Raw genomic sequence first — 19,460 nt, forward strand, 5'->3', positions numbered from 1 at the left:
GGTCATTCCTTCCAGCTTGCGAGCGCGTTCACGGCCGCGACGGTGATGGCGCTGCCGCCGAGCCTGCCCTCGATGATCAGCGCCGGGCAGGGCGGGGCGGCCATCAGAGCCGCTTTCGATTCGGCCGCACCCACGAAGCCGACGGGGCAGCCGATGATCGCCGCGGGCCGCGGGCAGGCGGGGTCCTCGAGCATGTTGAGCAGATGGAAGAGCGCGGTCGGGGCATTGCCGATCGCGACCAGCGCGCCGGCGAGATGCGGCCGCCAGAGCTCCAGCGCGGCGGCCGAGCGCGTCGTCCCGCGCTCCGCGGCAAGCGCGGGCACCTCCGGGTCCTGCAGGGTGCATATCACCGCATTGGCGGCCGGAAGCCGGGCGCGCGTGATGCCCTCGCTCACCATGCGCGCATCGCAGAGGATCGGCGCGCCCGCGGCCAGCGCGGCGCGGGCCGCCGTCGCCATGCCGGGGGTGAAGCGCACATGCGCCTCGAGGCCGACGAGCCCCGCGGCATGGATCATGCGGACGGCGACGGGTTCCTCGTCGCGGGAGAAGCGGGCCAGATCGGCCTCGGCGCGGATCGTCGCGAAGGATTGCGCATAGATCGCGGCACCATCGGTCTCGTAGACATGGGGCATCAGTCGGGCTCCGTGAGAATGTCGGGGCGTGCGGCAAGATCGCCGGGCCGGAGCCCGGTGCGGTCCGGGGGATCGGAGGCCCGCCCGCCGCGCACGAGATCGAAACGGCCCGCCCGCCCGGCAAGGGTGACGGGGGCGGGGCCGGGATGGGCGCAGCCCTTGGCGCAGCCCGAGACATGGACGAGCGGCAGCGCCGCGGGCAGCCCTGCGGCGAGGGCGCGGGCAAGGCCGCGCGTCTCCGCCTCGGCCTGGGCGCAGTCGGGGGCGCCGGGGCAGACGTGGATGCGGAGCCGCGGGTCGTCCGCGGCCTCGACGAGCCCGGTCAGACGCGGTGCGATGCCGATCCCTTCGACGAGCAGCATCCGCCAGGGCGTGAGCCGGAGCCCGTGCCCGAGGCGCGCGAGATCGGCGAGAAGGCTCGCATCGAGCCGCCCGAATTCGGGCGCCACCAGCCAGCCCGTGCCCGCGACCGGGCCGGGCGCCGGGGCTGGATCGGCCGGGGCGGGGGCGGCATCGCCCGCAAGCTCCGGCGGCAGCGGGACACCGGCGGCGAGATGCGCCGCCATCCGCTTTTCCCCGCCGCTCGCGAGAAACCAGCGCGCCAGCGCGCCCGCGGCCGCGACAGCCGTTTCCGGCCGGAGCGCGCGCCCGGTCGCCGCCCCGTCGGCGCGCAGGAGGAGCCCGCCCGCCGCCGCGCGTTCGAGCCGGATATCGGCGGCGGTCTGCCCGAGCACCCGCCGCGGCCCGGTATCGACGGCAAAGCCGAACTTCACCGGCAGGGCGAGGCTGCGGTCGGCCGCAAGCGCGTCCTCGAGCGCGAGCGCGAGTTCGAGGCTGCCGTCGCCCTTGCGCCAGAACGGCGTGAGCGTGACGTTGCGCCGGGCCTCGGCGCCCGCATCGGCGTCGATGAGCCCGAGGGCTGCAAGCCCGGCGAGCAGCGGCGCATGCCCCTCCGGCGCGACGCCGCGGATCTGCAGGCCCGCGCGCGCCGAGAGGTCGATGACGCCGTTGCCGTGGCGCGCGGCAAGCGCGGCGATCCCGGCCGCCTCCCGCGCCGAAAGCCGCCCGCCGCGCGGCCGGAGGCGCAGGATGAGCCCGTCGCCGGAGGCCATCGGCCGGTGCGCGCCGGGGCACCAGCCGCGAACCACCGCGCTCATCGCCCGTCCTCCAGTGCGGCGGCGATGGAATTGCGCCGGCTCGCCCAGAGCCCGGCATCGCGCAGGGCGCGGAAGCGGCCCTGCATCGCGGCGAGCGCGGCGGGGTTGGCCTCGGCCAGAAACGCCGCGACCTCCGGCCGCCCGAGCGTCGCCGCGTGATAGAGGTCGAAGAGATGCGCCGGCAGCGCGCCCGCGAGATGGGCGAAGGCCGCCATGTGATCGAGGGTCGCGGCGATCTCCGCGGCGCCGCGGTAGCCATGCGCCATCATGCCCTCGGCCCAGGCCGGATCGGCGGCCCGGCCGCGCACGATGCGGGCGATCTCCTCGCCGAGGCTGCGGGCCCGCGGCCGCCCCGCCGCCGTGGTGTCGAGATGCCAGAGCACCGGGGCCTCCGCGCCGAGCGCGCCCGCCGCCGCCGCCACGCCGCCGATATGCGCGGCGAAATCCTCGGCCAGCAGCAGGTCGGTCTCGGGCAGGTCCTGGACATGGACGAAGGCGTCGGCCCCGCGCAGCCGCGCCTCGAGATCCGGGCGCGCCTCCCGGCTCGCGCCGTCCGGCCCGATCGCCCAGGCCGAACCGGAAAGCCAGGCCTCGCCCGCCGCCGCGCGGCCCGCCTCGGAATAATCCGCGATCGCGGCCCCCATGCCGAGCCCGTAGTCTCCCGGCTTCGGTCCGAAAACCCGCGCGTCCGCCGCGCCCCGGTAGGGATTGTCCTCCGCCGCCTCGTCCCGCGCGGCAAGCGCCGCGACGCCCTGCGCAAAGAGGCCCGCGAGCCCCGGAAAGAGATCGCGGAAGAGCCCCGAGACCCGGAGCGTCACGTCGATGCGCGGCCGCCCGAGCAGTGCCAGCGGCAGGATCTCGAAGCCCGAGACCCGGCCGGTGCCCGCGTCCCAGCGCGGCGCGAGCCCGGCGAGATGGAGCGCCATGGCGAATTCCTCGCCCGCCGTGCGCATCGTCGCCGAGCCCCAGAGATCGACGACGAGCCCGCGCGGCCAGTCGCCCTCCTCCTGGAGATGGCGGCGCAACAGCTCCTCGGCGAGCTTCACGCCCTCGGCCTGCGCCGCCCGGCTCGGCACCGCGCGGGGATCGACCGCGAAGAGGTTCCGCCCCGTGGGCAGCACGTCGCTCCGCCCGCGCCCCGGCGAGCCCGCGGGCCCCGGCGCGACCGGGCGGCCCGAGAGCGCGGCGCGGAGCCCCGCGCGCTCCGCCGCGCCGCAGGCGCCCTGGCCGAAGACATGCAGGCCCTCGCCGAAGCGGCTGTCCTTGAGGTCGCAGACGAAGCGGTCGATGCGCGGGATCGCCTCCGCCGCGCTGGCGCGCGCGTCAAGCCCGAGGTCCGCCTCGACCCCCTCGGCCTGGGCCGCGCTCCGGATCGCGGCGATCAGCCGGTCGCGGCGGGCGGGGTCGAGCCCGTCGGCGGTGGAATATTCGTCGAGCAGCCGCTCGATCCGCGCGAGACCGTCGCTCAGCCCGCCCTGAACCTGCGGCGGCGGCAGATGCCCGAGCGTCACCGCGCCGAGCCGCCGCTTGGCCTGCGCCGCCTCTCCGGGGTCGTTGACGATGAAGGGATAGATCACCGGCAGCGGCCCGAGCAGCGCCTCGGGCCAGCAGCGCTCCGAAAGCGCCGCCGCCTTGCCCGGCAGCCATTCGAGCGTGCCATGCGCGCCCATGTGGAGGAGCGCATCCACCCGCTCCGCCGCCCGCAACCAGAGGTGGAAGGCGACATAGCCGTGCCGCGGCACGCGGGAGAGATCGTGATAGCTCTCCGCCCGGTCCGCGGCCCCCGCCCGCTCGGGCTGGAGCGCGACGAGCACGGCGCCGCGGCGCACCGCGCGGAACCGGAAGGCGCCGCGCGCGACCGCCGGGTCTGCCTCCGCCGGGCCCCAGGCCAGATCGAGCGCCTCCCGAAGCGGCGCGGGCAGGAGGGTCTCGAGCGCCGCGCGGTACTCCGCGAGCGGCCAGGCGATCTCGCCCGTCCCGAGCGCGTCGGCCAGCGGCGCGCCGGGGGCGGTGGCATGGCCCGCCGCCGCGAGATCACCGATCAGCGCCTCGGCCGAGGCAAGCGCGTCGAGCCCCACCGCATGGGCCATCTGATGCGCCTTGCCGGGATAGGTCGAGAGCACGAGCGCGAGCCGCCGCGCGGCCGGCGCCGCCGCCCCGAGCCGGTGCCAGGCCGCGATCCGCCCGGCGATCGCCGCGACACGGGCCCGATCGGGGGCATGCCGCAGGGGCGCGAACTGCAGCACCGGATCGCGCGCCGCCCGCGCCTTGAAGCTCGCAACGCCCGCGAAGATCCGCCCGTCCACCTCCGGCAGCACCACATGCATCGCGAGATCGGCGGGCGAGAGCCCGCGCGCGCCCGCCTCCCAGGCCGCACGCTCCGAGGTGGCGAAGGCGGTCTGGAACACCGGGCAGTCGCCGGCCTCGAGCGGCGAGGGCGCGCCATCGGCCCCGCGCGCGGAGAAGGCCGTGGTGTTGAGGATCGCCGCGGGCCCGAGCTCCGCCAGCCGCCCGCGCAGCCACGCCGCCGCCTCGGGCGCCTTGAGCGAGGGGGCAAAGAGGCCGGGCGCATCGAAGCCCTCGGCCTCGAGCGCCGCGATCAGCGCATCCACCGCCTCCATGTCGGCCGCCGCGAGATAGGCGCGGTAGAAGACGACCGGCACCACCGGCCGCCCGGGCCGCCCGGCCGCAGGCGCCCCGGCGGGAACGACGCCCGTGCCGGGGCGGTATTCCCCCGCCGGCGGCAGCGCCTTCGCCCCGGCCACCGGCCCGGCATAGAGCCCGGCGGCGAGCGCGAGCTGGGCGAGGGCCGCCTGGGCCGCCACCGCGCCCCCCGCCTCGCAAAGATGCGACAGGCGGCGCAGCGTCGCGACCGGCAGGGTCGAGAGCGCATCGAGCCGCGCATCGTCCCGCCCGTCACCGGGCAGCACCGCGAGCGCGATCCCCCGCCGCCGCGCCAGATCCTGAAGCTGGAGCAGCCCGTAGGACCAGTAGGGCTCGCCGCCGATCAGCCGCACCAGCACGCCGCGCGCGCCCGCAACCGTCCGCTCGAGATAGGTATCGACCGAGAGCGGATGACGCAGCGCCGCGAGATTGGCGAGCCTCAGCTCCGGCAGGCTCCCGGCCGCGCGCCGCCACCCGGCGGCAAAGGCGCCGAGATCGCTGTCGGAGAAGGACAGCACCACGAGCTCGGCCGGATCCTGGCCGAGATCCTGCGGCGCCGCTGCATCCTCGAGCCCGTGGCTCTCGCGGAAGATGACGTGCATCGGAGCGTCTGCCTTACTCCGCGGCGACGGCGCCGAGCGCGCGGTCGAGATCGGCCCGGATCGCGGCCGCGTCGATGTCGTCGTGCTCGGCGATCACCACGAGCCGGCCCTGTCGCGCCGCCGTGCCCCAGGGCCGGTCGTACTGGGTCCGCACCCGCGCGCCCACCGCCTGCACCAGGAGCCGCATCGGCTTGCCCGCGACCGCGACATGGCCCTTCACCCGCAGGATGTTGCGGCTCCGGGCGAGATCACGCACCGCCTCGGCAATCGCCTCGGGGTCGGCGATCTCGGCCACGTCGATGACGACGGAGTCGAAATCGTCATGCTCGTGATCCTCCGCGCCGTCGTGATGCGAGGGCCGCGCGGCGAGATCGTCCTCCGCCGCCGCGCCGAGCCCGAGGATCACGCGCGCGTCGATCCGGCCCTCCTCCATCGCGAGAACGGGCAGGGCGCGGCCGAGCTCGGCCCGGATCGCGGCCTCCGCCGCGGCGAGCCCCGCTGGCCCGGCGAGATCGGCCTTGGAGAGCAGCACGATATCGGCGCAGGCGATCTGGTCCTCGAAGACCTCCGAGAGCGGCGTCTCGTGGTCGATGCTCTCGTCCGCCGCGCGCTGGGCATCGACCGCCGCCGGATCGGGCGCGAAGCGGCCCGCCGCCACCGCCTCGGCATCGGCCACCGCGATCACCCCGTCGACGGTGATGCGCGAGCGGATCGCCGGCCAGTCGAAGGCCTTCAGGAGCGGCTTCGGCAGCGCAAGACCCGAGGTCTCGATCAGGATGTGATCGGGCCGCTGCGGCAGCGCCATCAGCGCCTCGATCGTCGGGATGAAATCGTCGGCCACGGTGCAGCAGATGCAGCCGTTGGCCAGCTCGACGATGTTCTCGGCCGGGCAGGCGGCATCGGCGCAGCTCCGCAGGATGTCGCCATCGACGCCGGCCGTGCCGAATTCGTTGACGACAACGGCGAGCCGGCGCCCCTCCGGATTGGCCATCAGATGGCGGATGAGCGTGGTCTTGCCCGCTCCGAGAAAGCCGGTGATGACGGTGACGGGGGTCTTTTCGAGCGTGGACATGGGGCTCAGGTCTCCAGGGGCGGGATACGGGCGATCGACTGCTTGCGGAAGATGACGGGGCGCGCGCGCCAGGGCACGATGCCGTCGGGGGCGGCGGCATAGGCGGCCGCGCCCTCGAGAATGGCGCCGACATCCGCCTCCGGGTCGAGATCGCCGTAGACATAGGTCCAGCGCCCGTCGGCACAGAGCGCAAGCGCACAGCCGCGCGCGCAGGCCGAGAGGCATTCGACGCCGCGGAGCCGCACGCCCTCGGGCAGGTCCGCCGCCGAAAGCGCGGCAAACATCCGTGCGCCGGGCACGAGCCCGTCCTCCGGCACGGGCAGGCCCGCGCGGCAGGTGGTGCAGACGGCCAGCGTCACGGCCGCCGCGGCCGGGGCTTCGGAGTCGTCCGGGTCTTTCGTCGTGCCAGTCACAAGCGCATTCCCCTCGCTCGCGCGAAACGGGGAGAGGCGGCAGCTCGGGCAAAGCGGTGGGGCACCGTGCCAGGCCGGTCGCGGATCACCCCGTCCGCATCATGGTCCTTCGTGCTGGCAGGTCTCCCGGCTTGCGGAGTCGGGGCCCTTTCGGGCCCTGCGGCGGCTCCACCTTCCCGGCCCATCGGGCCAGTGGCATCGGAGCGCCTCTCCGGTCACGGTCGCGGGGGCGGCTGCGCTTCGGGAAAAGATCCCCTGTCGCATTCCCTCTTCGCCTGTCCTGGGACAGGAACCAGCAGGCGCAGATGCGGCCGGATGCGCGGCATTGTCAAGCGGCCTCTTGCCGCCCCGTCGCCCGGCCGCCGCATCCCGCCCGCGCCGGGGGGGCTTGACCTTCCCATGGTGGAAGGGTGCAGACCGGCGGGAGATCCAGTTGCGAAAGGGAATCGGAGCAATGACGGAATTTCAGGTGAAGGGCATGACCTGCGGCCATTGCGAGGCGGCGGTCCGCAAGGCGGTGCTCGCGCTCGACCCCGGCGCCGAGGTGGTGATCGATCGCCCCGCCGGCCGGGTCAGCGTCGAGACCGGCGCGGCGCGCGAGGCGGTGGCCGCGGCGATCGCGGCGGAAGGCTACGAGGTTGCCGGCGCGCCCGCCTGAGGCGCGCCGCCGTCTCCGGCCTCAGCCGGAGATCGAATAGGCCACGGGCCGCGTGCGGTCCGGGCTTGCGCGAAGCTGCGCGTAGAAGCGGTTGATGTCCGCCGCGCGGCAGAGCTCGGTGCCCGGCGTTATGACCGCCGCGGCGCCGGCCGCGACGCCGAGGGTGAAGGCATCCTCCGGCGCGCGGCCCTGCGACAGCGCCCAGAGCATCGCGCCGAGAAAGCTGTCGCCGGCGCCGACGGCGCTCGTCACCTTGACCTCCGGCGGCAGCAGCCACCAGGTCTCGCCGCCGCCCGCGAGCAGCGCGCCGTCATGCCCCATGGTCACCGCGAGATACTCGACCTTGCCGGTGGCCGTGAGTTCGAGCGCTGCCGCCTCGATCTCCTCGGCGGTGTCGAGCGGCCGGCCAAGCAGCGCGCGCAGCTCGCCGAGGCTGGGCTTGGCGAGATGGATCCCGCCCGCGGCCACCGTGGTGCGGAAGACCGCGCCCGAGGTGTCGAGCACGAAGCGCGCGCCCTTCTGCCGCGCGATCTCGGAGATCTCGCAGTAGCAGGTGAGCGGCAGCCCCTTCGGGCAGGAGCCGCTCGCGACGATATAGTCGAAATCGAGCCCCCGGATCACGTCGAGGCAGGTGGCCCATTCGGCATCCGTCACCCGCGGCCCGTCCGGGGTGAAGCGGTATTCGAGCCCGGTGGCGCGCTCGTATACCGCGTGGCTGATCCGGGTCTGGTCGGCGATGTGGATCGGGTGCGCCTCGAAGGGCAGGCCCGAGAGCAGCTGGTCGAGCAGCGCCCCGGTCGAGCCGCCGCTGAAATAGATCGGGATCGTCGCGCCGCCCAGCTCGGCGATGACACGGGCGACGTTGATGCCGCCGCCGCCGGGATCATAGCGCTCGCCGCTGGTGCGGATCTTGTGGGTGGGATGCACGGTCTCGGTCTCGCAGGAGCCGTCGACGCACGGGTTCAGCGTCAGGGTGACGATGGGCTTCATGTATCTCGTGTCTCTCCGGGCGCGGTCGCGCGTTGGGGCCGGGGGCCTTGCCTTTCAGTCCGGGGCCGGCAGGGGGCGGGGTGGGTCTCCCGCCGGTCGGGGCCAGACTAGGGGCTGGCGCGCCGCGGCGCAAACCCCGAGCTGCGGCAAATGCGGCGAAATCTGCCGCAGCGCGGGAAACCTGCCGCGCCGCCGCTCCGGGCGTTCCGGCCGCCGGCGCCGGTCGCCATGACGTTCTCGTGAATAATATGCACAAGAAATCGCCGTTCCGAAGTCACGCTGTCTAACAATTGGCCTGTTCTCCGAACTCTGCCCTGAGAGGGGCGAATAACCTTGCCAAAATTCCGGTGTCTTCGCAGTTTTCGCCCGCTGCATCGCATGGGGCCCGGCCGGGAGAAGGCCTTGAGGGGGGATGTGCGGGCGCAATTCGACATGCAGTCAGCAAGGACGGAAGAAGACATGCGCAACAGCTACAGGAACCTCTGGATGGGCGCGGCACTGGCCGGCAGCCTCTCCGCGATCCCGGCCTACGCCCAGGACGACGAGACGATCAAGGTGGGCATCCTGCACTCGCTCTCCGGCACGATGGCGATCTCCGAGACCACGCTCAAGGACGCCATGCTGATGCTGATCGAGGAACAGAACGCCAACGGCGGCGTCCTCGGCAAGCAGCTCGAGCCGGTGGTCGTCGACCCCGCCTCCGACTGGCCGCGCTTCGCCGAACTGGCCCGCGAGCTCGTCGCCGGCCAGGGCGTCGACGTGGTCTTCGGCTGCTGGACCTCGGTGAGCCGCAAGTCCGTGCTCCCGGTCTTCGAGGAACTCAACTCGATCCTCTTCTACCCGGTCCAGTACGAAGGCCAGGAAAGCCAGCGCAACGTCTTCTACACCGGGGCCGCACCCAACCAGCAGGCGATCCCGGCGGTCGATTACCTGATGGAAGAGGAAGGCGTGGAGCGCTGGGTGCTCGCGGGCACCGACTATGTCTATCCGCGCACCACGAACCAGATCCTCGAGCAGTATCTCAAGGATTCGGGCGTGGCGCCCGAGGACATCATGATCAACTACACGCCCTTCGGCCATTCCGACTGGCAGACGATCGTCTCCGAGATCAAGGAATTCGGCTCGGCCGGCAAGAAGACCGCGGTGGTCTCGACCATCAACGGCGATGCCAACGTGCCCTTCTACAAGGAGCTCGCCAACCAGGGCATCTCCGCCACCGACATCCCCGTCGTCGCCTTCTCCGTGGGTGAGGAAGAGCTCGCGGGCCTCGACACCGGCCCGCTGGTCGGCCACCTCGCGGCCTGGAACTACTTCATGTCGATCGACACCGACGAGAACGCCGACTTCATCGACGCCTGGCACGCCTACACCGGCAACGATGCCCGCACCACCAACGACCCGATGGAGGCCCATTACATCGGCTTCAACATGTGGGTGAAGGCGGTCGAGGCGGCAGGCACCACCGATCCCGACGCGGTGATCGACGCGATGGTCGGCGTGGCCGTCCCGAACCTCACCGGCGGCATCTCCTCGATGGGGGCGAACCACCACATCACCAAGCCGGTCTATGTCGGCGAGATCCAGGATGACGGCCAGTTCGAGGTCGTCTGGGAAACCCCCGGCCTCGTGCTCGGCGACGAATGGTCCGACTTCCTGCCGGAATCGGCCAAGCTGATCGCCGATTGGCGCGAGCCGCTCTCCTGCGGCAACTTCAACGTCGAAACCGGCACCTGCGGCGGCGCGACCACCCAGTGAACCCCCGGCCGCAGGGGGCTCCTCTCCTGCGGCCCAACACCAAGGCGGGCAGGGCTCTCATGCGTAAACTGGCTTCTCTTTTCTTGTTCCTGAGCCTGTGCCTTGCCGCGCCGGCAATGGCCCAGACCCTCGAGGAGCTGGTGCCCCAGCTTCCCAAGGGCAACTATTCCGACCGCGAGACGGTGGTGCGCGAGATCGCCGCGACCGGCGACGAGCGCGCCGCGCCGGTGCTGCGCGCGCTCGGCGATCGCGAGCTGCAGGTGCGCGAGAGCGACGGCGCCGTCGTCATCGTCACCGGCCGCCGCGGCAGCCAGACCGCGACCGATCCGCTCACCGGCGCCGATCTCGGCCCGGTGGAGCGCCGCTCGACCGAGGCGATCAAGATCAACAACGGCCTCCGGCGCGTCATCAAGGCCGCCCTCGGCACGCTCAACCTCACCAACCCCGATCCGGGCCGGCGCCTCAGCGCCGCCAATGCCGCCTTCAAGTCGCCCGACCCCGACCAGCTCGAGGCGATCGACATCGCGCTCGGCGTCGAGAAGGATCCGGGCGTCGCCCGCGCCCTCGAGGAGGCCCGCGCCCGCACCCTGCTCGAGACCGAGGCCCCCGTCGCCGACCGCGTCGACGCGATCAAGACGGTGGCGGCCCGCGGCGGCAGCGAGGCGCTCGCAGCCCTCGGCGCCTACCGCAATTCCCCCGAACCCGAGATCGCCCTGGCCGCCGAGGCCGGCATCACCCATGTCGAGCGCGCCCGCGCCATGTGGGCCCAGGTCCAGAACATCTGGTTCGGCCTCTCGCTCGGCTCGGTGCTGCTCCTCGCCGCGGTGGGCCTCGCCATCACCTTCGGCGTGATGGGGGTCATCAACATGGCCCATGGCGAGCTCATCATGATCGGCGCCTACACGACCTTCCTGGTGCAGGACGTGATCCGCGAACACGCGCATGGCCTCTTCGACTATTCCCTGCTCATCGCCACCCCCGCGGCCTTCCTCGTCGCCGGCGCGATCGGCGTCGGCATCGAGCGCGGCATCGTGCGCCACCTCTACGGCCGGCCGCTCGAGACGCTGCTCGCCACCTGGGGCGTGAGCCTCCTCCTGCAACAGACGGTGCGCACGATCTTCGGCCCCACCAACCAGGAGGTCGGCAACCCCTCCTGGATGTCGGGCGCCTTCCAGTTCGGCGAGATGACCGTCACCTGGAACCGCTTCTACATCATCATCTTCGCCGTGGTGGTCTTCCTCGGCCTCCTGACCCTGCTCCGGCGCACCGCGCTGGGCCTGCAGATGCGCGCCGTCACCCAGAACCGCGCCATGGCGGCGGAGATGGGCATCCCGACCGGCCGGGTGGACGCGCTCACCTTCGGCCTCGGCGCCGGCATCGCCGGGCTCGCGGGCGTGGCACTCTCCCAGATCGACAACGTCTCCCCCAACCTCGGCCAGTCCTACATCATCGACAGCTTCCTCGTCGTGGTCTTCGGCGGCGCCGGCAACCTCTGGGGCACCTTCGCCGCGGCCTTCTCGCTCGGCATCGCCAACAAGTTCCTCGAACCCTGGGCCGGTGCCGTGCTGGGCAAGATCCTGATCCTCGTCTTCATCATCCTCTTCATCCAGAAACGCCCGCGCGGTCTCTTCCCGCAGCGCGGCCGCGCCGTGGAGTCCTGAGCCCATGCCGGAAAAGCTCATCTCGCCGCGCATCGGCATCTTCCTCGCGATCCTCTTCGCCGTCATCGTGCTGGTGCCGCTCGGCAATCTCATGGTCGCGCCCGGAAGCGCCGGCCATGTGCCGAGCCATATCGTCGCGCTGCTCGGCAAGTATCTCTGCTACGCGCTGCTCGCCGTCGCCCTCGATCTCGTCTGGGGCTACTGCGGCATCCTCTCGCTCGGCCACGGCGCCTTCTTCGCGCTCGGCGGCTACGCGATGGGGATGCACCTCATGCGCGAGATCGGCGACCGCGGTGTCTACGCCAACCCGGTCCTGCCCGATTTCATGGTCTTCCTCGGCTACGACAAGCTGCCCTGGTTCTGGCACGGCTTCGACATGTTCTGGTTCGCCTGCCTCATGGTGCTGCTCGTGCCGGGGCTGCTCGCCTTCATCTTCGGCTGGTTCGCCTTCCGCTCGCGGGTGACGGGCGTCTACCTCTCCATCATCACCCAGGCGCTCACCTATGCGCTCCTGCTCGCCTTCTTCCGCAACGAGATGGGCTTCGGCGGCAACAACGGCCTCACCGACTTCCGCGACGTGCTGGGCTTCAGCCTCTCGGCCGACACCACCCGCGCCGCGCTCTTCGTGCTCTCGGGCCTCGCGCTCGGCTTCGGCGTGCTGCTCGGGCGGCGGATCACCACCTCGAAATACGGCAAGATCCTCATCGCGATCCGCGACGCCGAAAGCCGGACGCGGTTCATGGGCTACCGGGTCGAGCACTACAAGCTCTTCATCTTCACCGTCTCGGCGATGCTCGCCGGCATCGCCGGCGCGCTCTACGTGCCGCAGGTCGGCATCATCAACCCCGGCGAGTTCAGCCCGGCCAAATCGATCGCCATCGTGATCTGGGTGGCGCTGGGCGGCCGCGGCACGCTGGTCGGCGCCGCCATGGGGGCGCTCATCGTCGCCGCCGCCGAAAGCTGGCTCACCGCGGCCTTCCCCGAAGCCTGGCTCTTCGCGCTCGGGGCGATGTTCATCGTCGTCACCATCTTCCTGCCCCAGGGCGTGCTCGGGCTCATCGAAGGCACCTTCCGCAAGCGCGCCGCCGCCCCGATCGCCGCCGCACCCGACGCCAAGGAGGCCGAGGCATGAACGAGATCCTCAACGAGGGCGCCGAACCCCGCGGCCCCGGCGCGACGCAGCTCTACCTCAACGGCGTCAACCGCAGCTTCGACGGCTACAAGGCCATCAACGACCTCTCGATCTACATCGCGAAGGGCGAGCTGCGCGCCGTGGTGGGGCCGAACGGTGCGGGCAAGACCACGATGCTCGACATCATCACCGGCAAGACCCGCCCGGATTCGGGCGAGGTGGTCTGGAACAACACCATCGACCTCACCCGCATCGACGAGGCCGGCAGCGCCCGCCTCGGGATCGGGCGGAAGTTCCAGAAACCCACGGTCTTCGAGACGCTCACGGTCTACGACAACTTCGTCCTCGCGATCGCGGGCGACCGCGGCGTGCCGGCGAGCCTCTTCTACCGGCTGACCGGCGGGCACCGCACCAAGATCGACGAGCTGATGGAAACCGTGCGGATGACCGCGCACCGCGACCGGCTCGCGGGCTCGCTCAGCCACGGCCAGAAGCAGTGGCTCGAGATCGGCATGCTGCTGGCGCAGGACCCGCAGCTCCTCCTGGTGGACGAGCCCGCCGCCGGCATGACCGACGCCGAGACCATGCGCACCGCCGAGCTCCTGCGCTCGCTCAAGGGCAAGCACTCGATCGTCGTGATCGAACACGACATGGACTTCGTGCGCGCGCTCGATTGCAAGGTCACGGTGCTCCATCGCGGCCATGTCCTCGCCGAAGGCTCGCTCGACCATGTCGCGGCGAATCCGGAAGTCGTCGAAGTCTATCTGGGGCGCTGAGATGCTGACCGTCGAAAACATGAACCTCCACTACGGCGCCGCCCAGGCGCTGAAGAACATCACCGTGACCGCCGAGATCGGCAAGGTCACCTGCGTGCTCGGCCGCAACGGCGTGGGAAAGACCTCGCTCATGCGCGCGATCTCCGGCCGCTGCGGCATCAGCGGCGGCAAGGTGATGCTCGACGGCCAGGACGTGAGCCGCCTGCGCCCCGACCAGCGCGCGAAGCTCGGCATCGCCACCGTCCCGCAGGGCCGCGAGATCTTCCCGCTGCTGACGGTGAAGGAAAACCTCGAGACCGGCTTCTCGTTGCTGCCCCGCGCCGAGCGCCGCGTGCCCGAGACGGTCTACGAGCTCTTCCCGGTGCTGAAGGAGATGCTCGGGCGCCGCGGCGGCGACCTCTCCGGCGGCCAGCAGCAGCAGCTCGCCATCGGCCGGGCGCTGGTGACGAACCCCAAGGTGCTGCTGATGGACGAGCCCACCGAGGGCATCCAGCCCTCCGTCATCAAGGACATCGGCCGCGCGATCTCCTACCTGCGCGAACAGGGCCGCATGGCGATCATCCTCGTCGAGCAGTATTTCGAGTTCGCAACCGAGCTCGCCGACCGCTACGCGGTGATGGACCGCGGCGCCATCGTGCTCGCCGGCGCCAAGGGCGAGGTCGACGAAACCGAAGTCCAGCGCCACATGACCGTCTGACGCGGGCAAGGCGGCGGGATCACCTGCCAGCTCCCGCGCCGCCTCGTGGCCCCCCAGAAGGCTCTCCTTCCCCTCGCGGCCGGTTGCGCCGCCCAACCAGCCTGCCACTGGCCGAGCACCGCGTCAGCCGGTTAGACTGCCCCCCTTGATCCATCCGACAAGGGGAGAGGGGCATGCAGCGGCTCGCGGTCGTGACGGGCGGCAATACCGGGATCGGCCGGGGGCTGGTGGAGGCCTTCGCCGCGGCGGGCTACCGGGTGGCCTTCACCCATGTGGCGGAGCCCGAGGCGGCCCGCGAGCTCGTCGGGACCCTGCGCGGGCAGGGCGCCGAGATCGAGGGCTTCCCCTGCGATGCTGCCGACGAGCGCGCGGTCCCCGCCTTCTACGACGCGCTCCGCGCCCGCTTCGGCACCGCCCCCGACGTGCTCGTCAACAACGCCGGCATCCAGACCTGGGCGCCGCTTCTCGAGCTCGAGGTCGCGCGCTGGGACGCGGTCATCGCCACCAACCTGCGCGGCTGCTTTCTCAACACCCAGGCGGCGGCCCGGGCGATGGTGGCCGAGGGAAGGCCCGGCGCCATCATCAACATCGGCTCGGGCTGCAACAAGCTCGCCTTCCCCGGCCTCGTCGATTACACCGCCTCCAAGGGCGGCATCGAGCAGTTCACCAAGGTCTCCGCCGTCGAGCTCGGCCCCCACGGCATCCGGGTGAACTGCGTCGCCCCGGGCGCCATCCTCAACGCCCGGACGGAGGCGGAATCGCCGGATTACGCCGCCCGCTGGTCGCGCATCACCCCGCTCGGCCGCGTCGGCACCGTCGAGGATATCGCCGGGCCGGTGCTCTTCCTCGCCAGCCCCGCCGCCGCCTTCGTCACCGGCCAGACGCTCTGGGTCGATGGCGGCATGTTCACCCGCGCGCCCTGGGCCGAGGAGGCCTGAGCCGAGGGCCCTCAGAGGATCTCGATCGCCTCGACCACCGCCGCCAGCGCCGCCGCGCTCTCCACCGCGAAGCTGATCGCGGCATCGCCGCCGAGCCCGATCCGGCCCATGCCGTCGGCGAAGGTGACGGGGCCGAGCGCCACCGCGGCGGAAAGATGGATCCGGTCGCCCGCGTCGAGGTCGAAATCCGCGATCACGTCCTGCCCCGAATTGAGATAGAAATGGAAGGCATCGGCGCCCGCACCGCCGGTCAGCCGGTCATTCCCCGAGCCGCCGTCGAGCACATCGTCGCCGTCGCCGCCGTAGAGCCGGTCGGCCCCGCGCCCGGTGTGCAGGAAATCGTTGCCCGCCTCGCCGAAGACATGATCGTCGCCCGCGCCGCGGTAGCTCGCCGCGGAGAAGAAATCGCGTCCCGCGCCGAGATAGACGGTATCGTCGCCGAGCCCGGCATCGACCCGGTCGGCCCCGCCGCCCGCGACGATCGTGTCGTCGCCCGCCTCGCCGAAGATCCGGTCGTCGCCGTCGGCGCCGAAGACCATGTCGTCACCGCTGCCGGCGAAGATCGTGTCGCTGGCGGGCGGGCCGGACGCGAAGCCGACGTCGCGGTCGCCGGAGATGCGGTCGTCGCCCGAGCCGCCATGGAGGAGGTCCGCGCCCGCGCCGCCCTCGAGCGTATCGGCCCCGGCGTGTCCGCGCAGCGTGTCGGTGCCCGCGCCGCCCGAGAGCGCATCGTTGCCCGCGCCGCCCTCGATCGTGTCGGCCCCGTCGCCGCCCTCGAGGCTGTCGTTGCCCGCGTGGCCCCGCATCAGGTCGGCGCCGGTGCCGCCCTGGAGCAGGTCGTCGCCGTCCTCACCCCAGAGCGTGTCGTCCCCGTCGCCACCGCCGATCGTGTCGTTGCCCGCGCCGCCCTCGGCCATGTCCTGTCCCGCGCCGCCCCCGATCGTGTCGTCGCCCGCGCCACCCTCGATCGTGTCGTCTCCGTCGCCGCCCGCGAGGCTGTCGTCGTCGTCGTTGCCCATGAGCAGATCGTCGCCGGTGCCGCCGAGGAGCACGTCGTTGCCCTCGTCGCCCCGGAGGGTGTCGTTGCCCTCACCGCCGTCGAGCGTGTCGTCGCCGCCGAAGCCGCGGGCGAGATCGTTGCCGTCGAGCCCGAAGAAGACCTCGGCCACACCGCCGGTGAAGCTCACGACCAGATCGACCCCCTTCACGCCGCCCTTCCACTCGGCATAGCCCCAGAATGTGTCGTCGAAGCGCGATCCGGCAAAACCCTCGATGCTGAAATAGCGGTCGCCTTGGGCAAACCCGTGGGCGCCCGAGCCCATGGCGGCGGCCAGATCCACGTTCACCGGCATGGGCGAGGCGAAATGATCGACGAAATCGAAGCCATCGCCACCGAAGAAGATATCCGTTCCCGGGCTGCCCACCCAGTAGTCGTTCCCGGCATAGCCGAATTCGGTATCCTGAACGCCGCCAGACGAAACGTAATGATTGGTCTCGAAGTCGTATCCGTATTTCGTGAACATCCCGCTCTCCGCACTTGCTCCGGGGCGGCGCGCCTGCGCCCCGGCCCCGATCCCGCGTCAAGGATCCGGTCATCTCTCCTGACGGGAGGTTAAGGCGCAGGGGCCTGCGCCCGGCGAAATGCGGGGCATTCGAGGCAACACCTCCGGTCCCGGCACGCCGCCTCCGGCCGAAAGCCCGGCCGCCGCGCGCGGGGTCGCGGGGAGGGGGGATTCATGATATGTTAACTACGAAAATTCAATGAAATCAGTGCCAAAATTTCGGTTTCACGGTGAAACGCCCCATTTTCACCGCCCGTGCGGCCTCCGCCGTCACCGCCCCTTGAGCCCGCCCGCGCCGCGGTCTACCTCTCTTCCATGTCCGCTGCCGCGCCCCCCGAAACCGCCCCGCTGCCCGATCCCTTCGGCCCCTGGTTCGCCGGGCAGGGCTGGGCGCCGCACCGCCACCAGCTCGAGCTCCTGGCCCGCAAGGATGACCCGGCAACGCTCCTCATCGCCCCGACCGGCGGCGGCAAGACCCTTGCGGGTTTCCTCCCGAGCCTCGTCGAGCTCTCCCGCAGCGCCCCTCCCGGCCTCCACACCCTCTATGTCTCGCCCCTGAAGGCGCTTGCCGCCGATATCCGCCGCAACCTCGCGCGCCCCGTCGAGGAGATGGGCCTCGCCCTGCGCATCGAGGACCGGACCGGCGACACCCGGGCCTCCCTGCGGGCCCGGCAGCGGGTCGACCCGCCCCATATCCTGCTCACCACCCCCGAAAGCCTCGCGCTGCTGCTCTCCTATCCGGAGGCGCCGCAGATCTTCGGCTCGGTCTCCCGCATCATCCTCGACGAGATCCACGCGCTGGCGGAATCGAAGCGCGGCGACCAGCTCATGCTCGGCCTCTCCCGGCTCCAGAGCCTCTCGCCCGGCCTGCGCCGGGTCGGGCTCTCGGCCACGGTCGAGGATCCGGCGGGCCTCGCCGCCTTCCTCGGCGGCGGGGCGGAGGTGCTGCTCGCCGATCCCGGCCCCGAGCCCGACATCTCGATCCTCAGGACCGACGCGCCACCGCCCTGGGCCGGCATGGGCGGGCATTATGCCGTCCCGGCGGTGATGGATCTGATCCGCGCGGCCCGCACCACGCTCGTCTTCATCAACACCCGCGCCCAGGCCGAGCTCTTCTTCCGCGCGCTCTGGGCGGCCAATGACGAGGATCTCCCGATCGGCCTTCACCACGGCTCGCTGTCGCGGGAGGCGCGGCAGAGGATCGAGGCCGCGATGGTGGCCGGCAGCCTGCGCGCCATCGTCTGCACCGGCTCCCTCGATCTCGGCATCGACTGGGGCGATGTCGATCTGGTGATCCAGGTCGGTGCGCCCAAGAACGTGAAGCGCCTCGTCCAGCGCATCGGAAGGGCAAACCACCGCTACCACGCCCCCTCCCGCGCCGTTCTCGTACCCGCGAACCGTTTCGAGCTGCTCGAATGCCACGCCGCGCTCGCCGCGGTCCGCGAGCACGATCTCGACGGCGAACCCCGCGGCCCCGGTGGCCTCGACGTGCTCTGCCAGCACATCCTGCTCACCGCCTGCGCCGGCCCGTTCGCGGCCGACGCGCTCTTTCGCGAGGTCCTGACCGCCGGCCCCTATGCCGGGCTTTCCCGCGCCGATTTCGACGCCTGCCTCGAATTCTGCGCCACCGGCGGCTATGCCCTCCGCGCCTACGACCGCTGGCAGCGCCTCCTCGAGCGCGACGGGCTCTGGCAGCTCCGCGACCCCCGCGCGACCCGGGCGCTCCGGATGAACATCGGCACGATCGTCGAGACCGAGATGCTCTCGGTCCGGCTCCGCGGCCGCGGCGGCGTGCCGCTCGGCGAGGTGGAGGAGGCCTTCGCCGCGAGCCTCACGCCGGGCGACACCTTCCTCATCGGTGGCGAGACCGTGCGCTACGAGGGCCTGCGCGAGATGGTGCTCGAGGTCTCGCGCCAGCCGACGCGGGAGCCGAAGATCGCGGTCTTTTCCGGCACGAAGCTCGCCACCTCGACGCTGCTCTCCCACCGGCTCATGGCCCTTCTCTCCGAGCGTTCCGCCTGGGCGGAGCTGCCCGGCCACACCCGGGAGTGGCTCGAGACGCAGGCCCGCATCAGCCGCCTGCCGGAACCCGCCCGCCTCATGGCCGAGAGCTTTCCCCGTGGCGATCGGCACAATTTCTGCCTCTACGGCTTCGCGGGCCGCAACGCGCACCAGACGCTCGGCCTGCTGCTGACCCGTCGCATGGAGGAAGCCGGGCTCGATCCGCTCGGCTTCGTCTCGAACGATTACGCCCTGCTGATCTGGGGGCTCGAGCCGGTCGAGGATGCCGCGGCGCTGCTGAACCCCGAGGGCCTGCGCGAGGGGCTCGAGACCTGGCTCGGCGGCAACGCGGTGATGAAGCGCACGTTCCGGGATGTCGCGACCATCGCGGGCCTCATCACCCGCAACCTGCCCGGCGCGCGGAAGTCGGGCCGTCAGGCGACCTTTTCCTCCGACATCCTCTACGACACGCTGCGGAAATACGATCCCGACCACCTGATGCTGCGCATCACCCGGCGCGAGGCGGGGCGAGGGCTCGTGGATTTCGGCCGCATCGAGGAGATGCTCTCCCGCGCGGCCGGCCGGCTCGATCACATCCGGGCGCCGCATGTGACGCCGCTTGCCGCGCCTCTGCTCCTCGAGGTCGGCCGGGTGCCGGTCAGGGGCCGCGCCGAGGTCCGGCTGGCCGAGGCCGCCGTGGCCGCGCTGCTGGCCGAGGCGGGGCTCTCGTGAGCCCTTGCCGCGCTCCCG

15 protein-coding genes and 1 riboswitch are annotated in these 19,460 nt (G+C 71.9%); of the genes, 8 read left to right on the plus strand and 7 right to left on the minus strand.

Translation table 11 applies throughout. The features are described 5' to 3' along the window. Nucleotides 1-2 precede the first annotated feature (2 nt). From ACF66B_RS18110 to ACF66B_RS18130, 5 genes are read right to left on the minus strand one after another with little or no spacing between them, the layout of a single operon-like run. Entirely contained in the window at nt 3-632 is a 630-nt protein-coding gene (locus ACF66B_RS18110; RefSeq protein WP_111429600.1) for a precorrin-8X methylmutase, read from the minus strand. Then, nucleotides 632-1,789, minus strand: coding sequence for a precorrin-3B synthase (gene cobG / locus ACF66B_RS18115; protein WP_111429599.1), 1,158 nt, complete (start codon nt 1,787-1,789; stop codon nt 632-634). Before cobG ends, ACF66B_RS18110 begins: the two co-directional genes overlap by 1 nt. Next, on the minus strand, nt 1,786-5,055 hold the full coding sequence (cobN, locus tag ACF66B_RS18120; protein ID WP_111429598.1) for a cobaltochelatase subunit CobN: 3,270 nt from the start codon (nt 5,053-5,055) through the stop codon (nt 1,786-1,788). Before cobN ends, cobG begins: the two co-directional genes overlap by 4 nt. 13 nt (nt 5,056-5,068) lie before the next feature. Then, complete coding sequence (cobW, locus tag ACF66B_RS18125) at nt 5,069-6,127, minus strand: cobalamin biosynthesis protein CobW (RefSeq protein ID WP_111429597.1); 1,059 nt, start codon at nt 6,125-6,127, stop codon at nt 5,069-5,071. Between the two features lie 5 nt (nt 6,128-6,132). Next, the gene (locus tag ACF66B_RS18130) at nt 6,133-6,540 is read right to left on the minus strand and encodes a DUF1636 family protein (RefSeq protein ID WP_392663508.1); all 408 of its coding nucleotides are present in this window, start codon (nt 6,538-6,540) and stop codon (nt 6,133-6,135) included. A 98-nt stretch (nt 6,541-6,638) separates the two neighbouring features. After that, a riboswitch (cobalamin riboswitch) is annotated at nt 6,639-6,852 on the minus strand. A gap of 142 nt (nt 6,853-6,994) precedes the next feature. On the opposite strand from ACF66B_RS18130, the gene ACF66B_RS18135 reads away from it, so the two are divergent. Beyond that, a complete protein-coding gene (locus tag ACF66B_RS18135; protein ID WP_111429596.1) occupies nt 6,995-7,198 on the plus strand; it encodes a heavy-metal-associated domain-containing protein in 204 nt (67 codons plus the stop codon). A gap of 21 nt (nt 7,199-7,219) precedes the next feature. Here ACF66B_RS18135 and ACF66B_RS18140 read toward each other — a convergent pair whose 3' ends face one another. After that, the gene (locus ACF66B_RS18140) at nt 7,220-8,188 is read right to left on the minus strand and encodes a 1-phosphofructokinase family hexose kinase (protein WP_111429595.1); all 969 of its coding nucleotides are present in this window, start codon (nt 8,186-8,188) and stop codon (nt 7,220-7,222) included. Between the two features lie 486 nt (nt 8,189-8,674). Between ACF66B_RS18140 and urtA the strand changes: the two genes are divergently transcribed. The 6 genes from urtA (at nt 8,675) to ACF66B_RS18170 (ending at nt 15,147) form a co-directional block, all read left to right on the plus strand. After that, the gene (gene urtA / locus ACF66B_RS18145; protein WP_392664908.1) at nt 8,675-9,943 is read left to right on the plus strand and encodes an urea ABC transporter substrate-binding protein; all 1,269 of its coding nucleotides are present in this window, start codon (nt 8,675-8,677) and stop codon (nt 9,941-9,943) included. 116 nt (nt 9,944-10,059) lie between these two features. After that, a complete protein-coding gene (urtB, locus tag ACF66B_RS18150; protein WP_392663512.1) occupies nt 10,060-11,604 on the plus strand; it encodes an urea ABC transporter permease subunit UrtB in 1,545 nt (514 codons plus the stop codon). 4 nt (nt 11,605-11,608) lie between these two features. Beyond that, nucleotides 11,609-12,736, plus strand: coding sequence for an urea ABC transporter permease subunit UrtC (gene urtC / locus ACF66B_RS18155; protein ID WP_111429592.1), 1,128 nt, complete (start codon nt 11,609-11,611; stop codon nt 12,734-12,736). Further along, a complete protein-coding gene (gene urtD, locus ACF66B_RS18160; protein ID WP_111429591.1) occupies nt 12,733-13,512 on the plus strand; it encodes an urea ABC transporter ATP-binding protein UrtD in 780 nt (259 codons plus the stop codon). Before urtC ends, urtD begins: the two co-directional genes overlap by 4 nt. A 1-nt stretch (nt 13,513) precedes the next feature. Continuing rightward, on the plus strand, nt 13,514-14,209 hold the full coding sequence (gene urtE / locus ACF66B_RS18165) for an urea ABC transporter ATP-binding subunit UrtE (RefSeq protein ID WP_111429590.1): 696 nt from the start codon (nt 13,514-13,516) through the stop codon (nt 14,207-14,209). Between the two features lie 173 nt (nt 14,210-14,382). Continuing rightward, nucleotides 14,383-15,147 (plus strand): SDR family NAD(P)-dependent oxidoreductase, encoded by a 765-nt coding sequence (locus ACF66B_RS18170; protein ID WP_111429589.1) that lies wholly within the window; start codon nt 14,383-14,385, stop codon nt 15,145-15,147. Nucleotides 15,148-15,158: 11 nt separating this feature from the next. On the opposite strand, the gene ACF66B_RS18175 is transcribed toward ACF66B_RS18170, so the two are convergent. Next, the gene (locus tag ACF66B_RS18175) at nt 15,159-16,670 is read right to left on the minus strand and encodes a calcium-binding protein (RefSeq protein WP_111429588.1); all 1,512 of its coding nucleotides are present in this window, start codon (nt 16,668-16,670) and stop codon (nt 15,159-15,161) included. Nucleotides 16,671-17,024: 354 nt separating this feature from the next. On the opposite strand from ACF66B_RS18175, the gene ACF66B_RS18180 reads away from it, so the two are divergent. Next, the gene (locus ACF66B_RS18180; RefSeq protein WP_111429587.1) at nt 17,025-19,442 is read left to right on the plus strand and encodes a ligase-associated DNA damage response DEXH box helicase; all 2,418 of its coding nucleotides are present in this window, start codon (nt 17,025-17,027) and stop codon (nt 19,440-19,442) included. The last annotated feature ends 18 nt before the right edge of the window (nt 19,443-19,460 follow it).

Source organism: Amaricoccus sp. B4 (assembly GCF_043226085.1).
GTDB lineage: Bacteria > Pseudomonadota > Alphaproteobacteria > Rhodobacterales > Rhodobacteraceae > Amaricoccus.

What these genes read in the sequence shown, in the direction of transcription:
- urtD (WP_111429591.1), top strand. Translation starts at nt 12,733, where the DNA reads ATGAACGAGATCCTCAACGAGGGCGCCGAACCCCGCGGCCCCGGCGCG.
- ACF66B_RS18110 (WP_111429600.1), bottom strand. Translation starts at nt 632, where the DNA reads ATGCCCCATGTCTACGAGACCGATGGTGCCGCGATCTATGCGCAATCC.
- ACF66B_RS18140 (WP_111429595.1), bottom strand. Translation starts at nt 8,188, where the DNA reads ATGAAGCCCATCGTCACCCTGACGCTGAACCCGTGCGTCGACGGCTCC.
- urtB (WP_392663512.1), top strand. Translation starts at nt 10,060, where the DNA reads ATGGCCCAGACCCTCGAGGAGCTGGTGCCCCAGCTTCCCAAGGGCAAC.
- ACF66B_RS18170 (WP_111429589.1), top strand. Translation starts at nt 14,383, where the DNA reads ATGCAGCGGCTCGCGGTCGTGACGGGCGGCAATACCGGGATCGGCCGG.
- cobW (WP_111429597.1), bottom strand. Translation starts at nt 6,127, where the DNA reads ATGTCCACGCTCGAAAAGACCCCCGTCACCGTCATCACCGGCTTTCTC.
- urtE (WP_111429590.1), top strand. Translation starts at nt 13,514, where the DNA reads ATGCTGACCGTCGAAAACATGAACCTCCACTACGGCGCCGCCCAGGCG.
- urtA (WP_392664908.1), top strand. Translation starts at nt 8,675, where the DNA reads ATGGGCGCGGCACTGGCCGGCAGCCTCTCCGCGATCCCGGCCTACGCC.
- ACF66B_RS18135 (WP_111429596.1), top strand. Translation starts at nt 6,995, where the DNA reads ATGACGGAATTTCAGGTGAAGGGCATGACCTGCGGCCATTGCGAGGCG.
- cobN (WP_111429598.1), bottom strand. Translation starts at nt 5,055, where the DNA reads ATGCACGTCATCTTCCGCGAGAGCCACGGGCTCGAGGATGCAGCGGCG.
- ACF66B_RS18180 (WP_111429587.1), top strand. Translation starts at nt 17,025, where the DNA reads ATGTCCGCTGCCGCGCCCCCCGAAACCGCCCCGCTGCCCGATCCCTTC.
- urtC (WP_111429592.1), top strand. Translation starts at nt 11,609, where the DNA reads ATGCCGGAAAAGCTCATCTCGCCGCGCATCGGCATCTTCCTCGCGATC.
- ACF66B_RS18175 (WP_111429588.1), bottom strand. Translation starts at nt 16,670, where the DNA reads ATGTTCACGAAATACGGATACGACTTCGAGACCAATCATTACGTTTCG.
- cobG (WP_111429599.1), bottom strand. Translation starts at nt 1,789, where the DNA reads ATGAGCGCGGTGGTTCGCGGCTGGTGCCCCGGCGCGCACCGGCCGATG.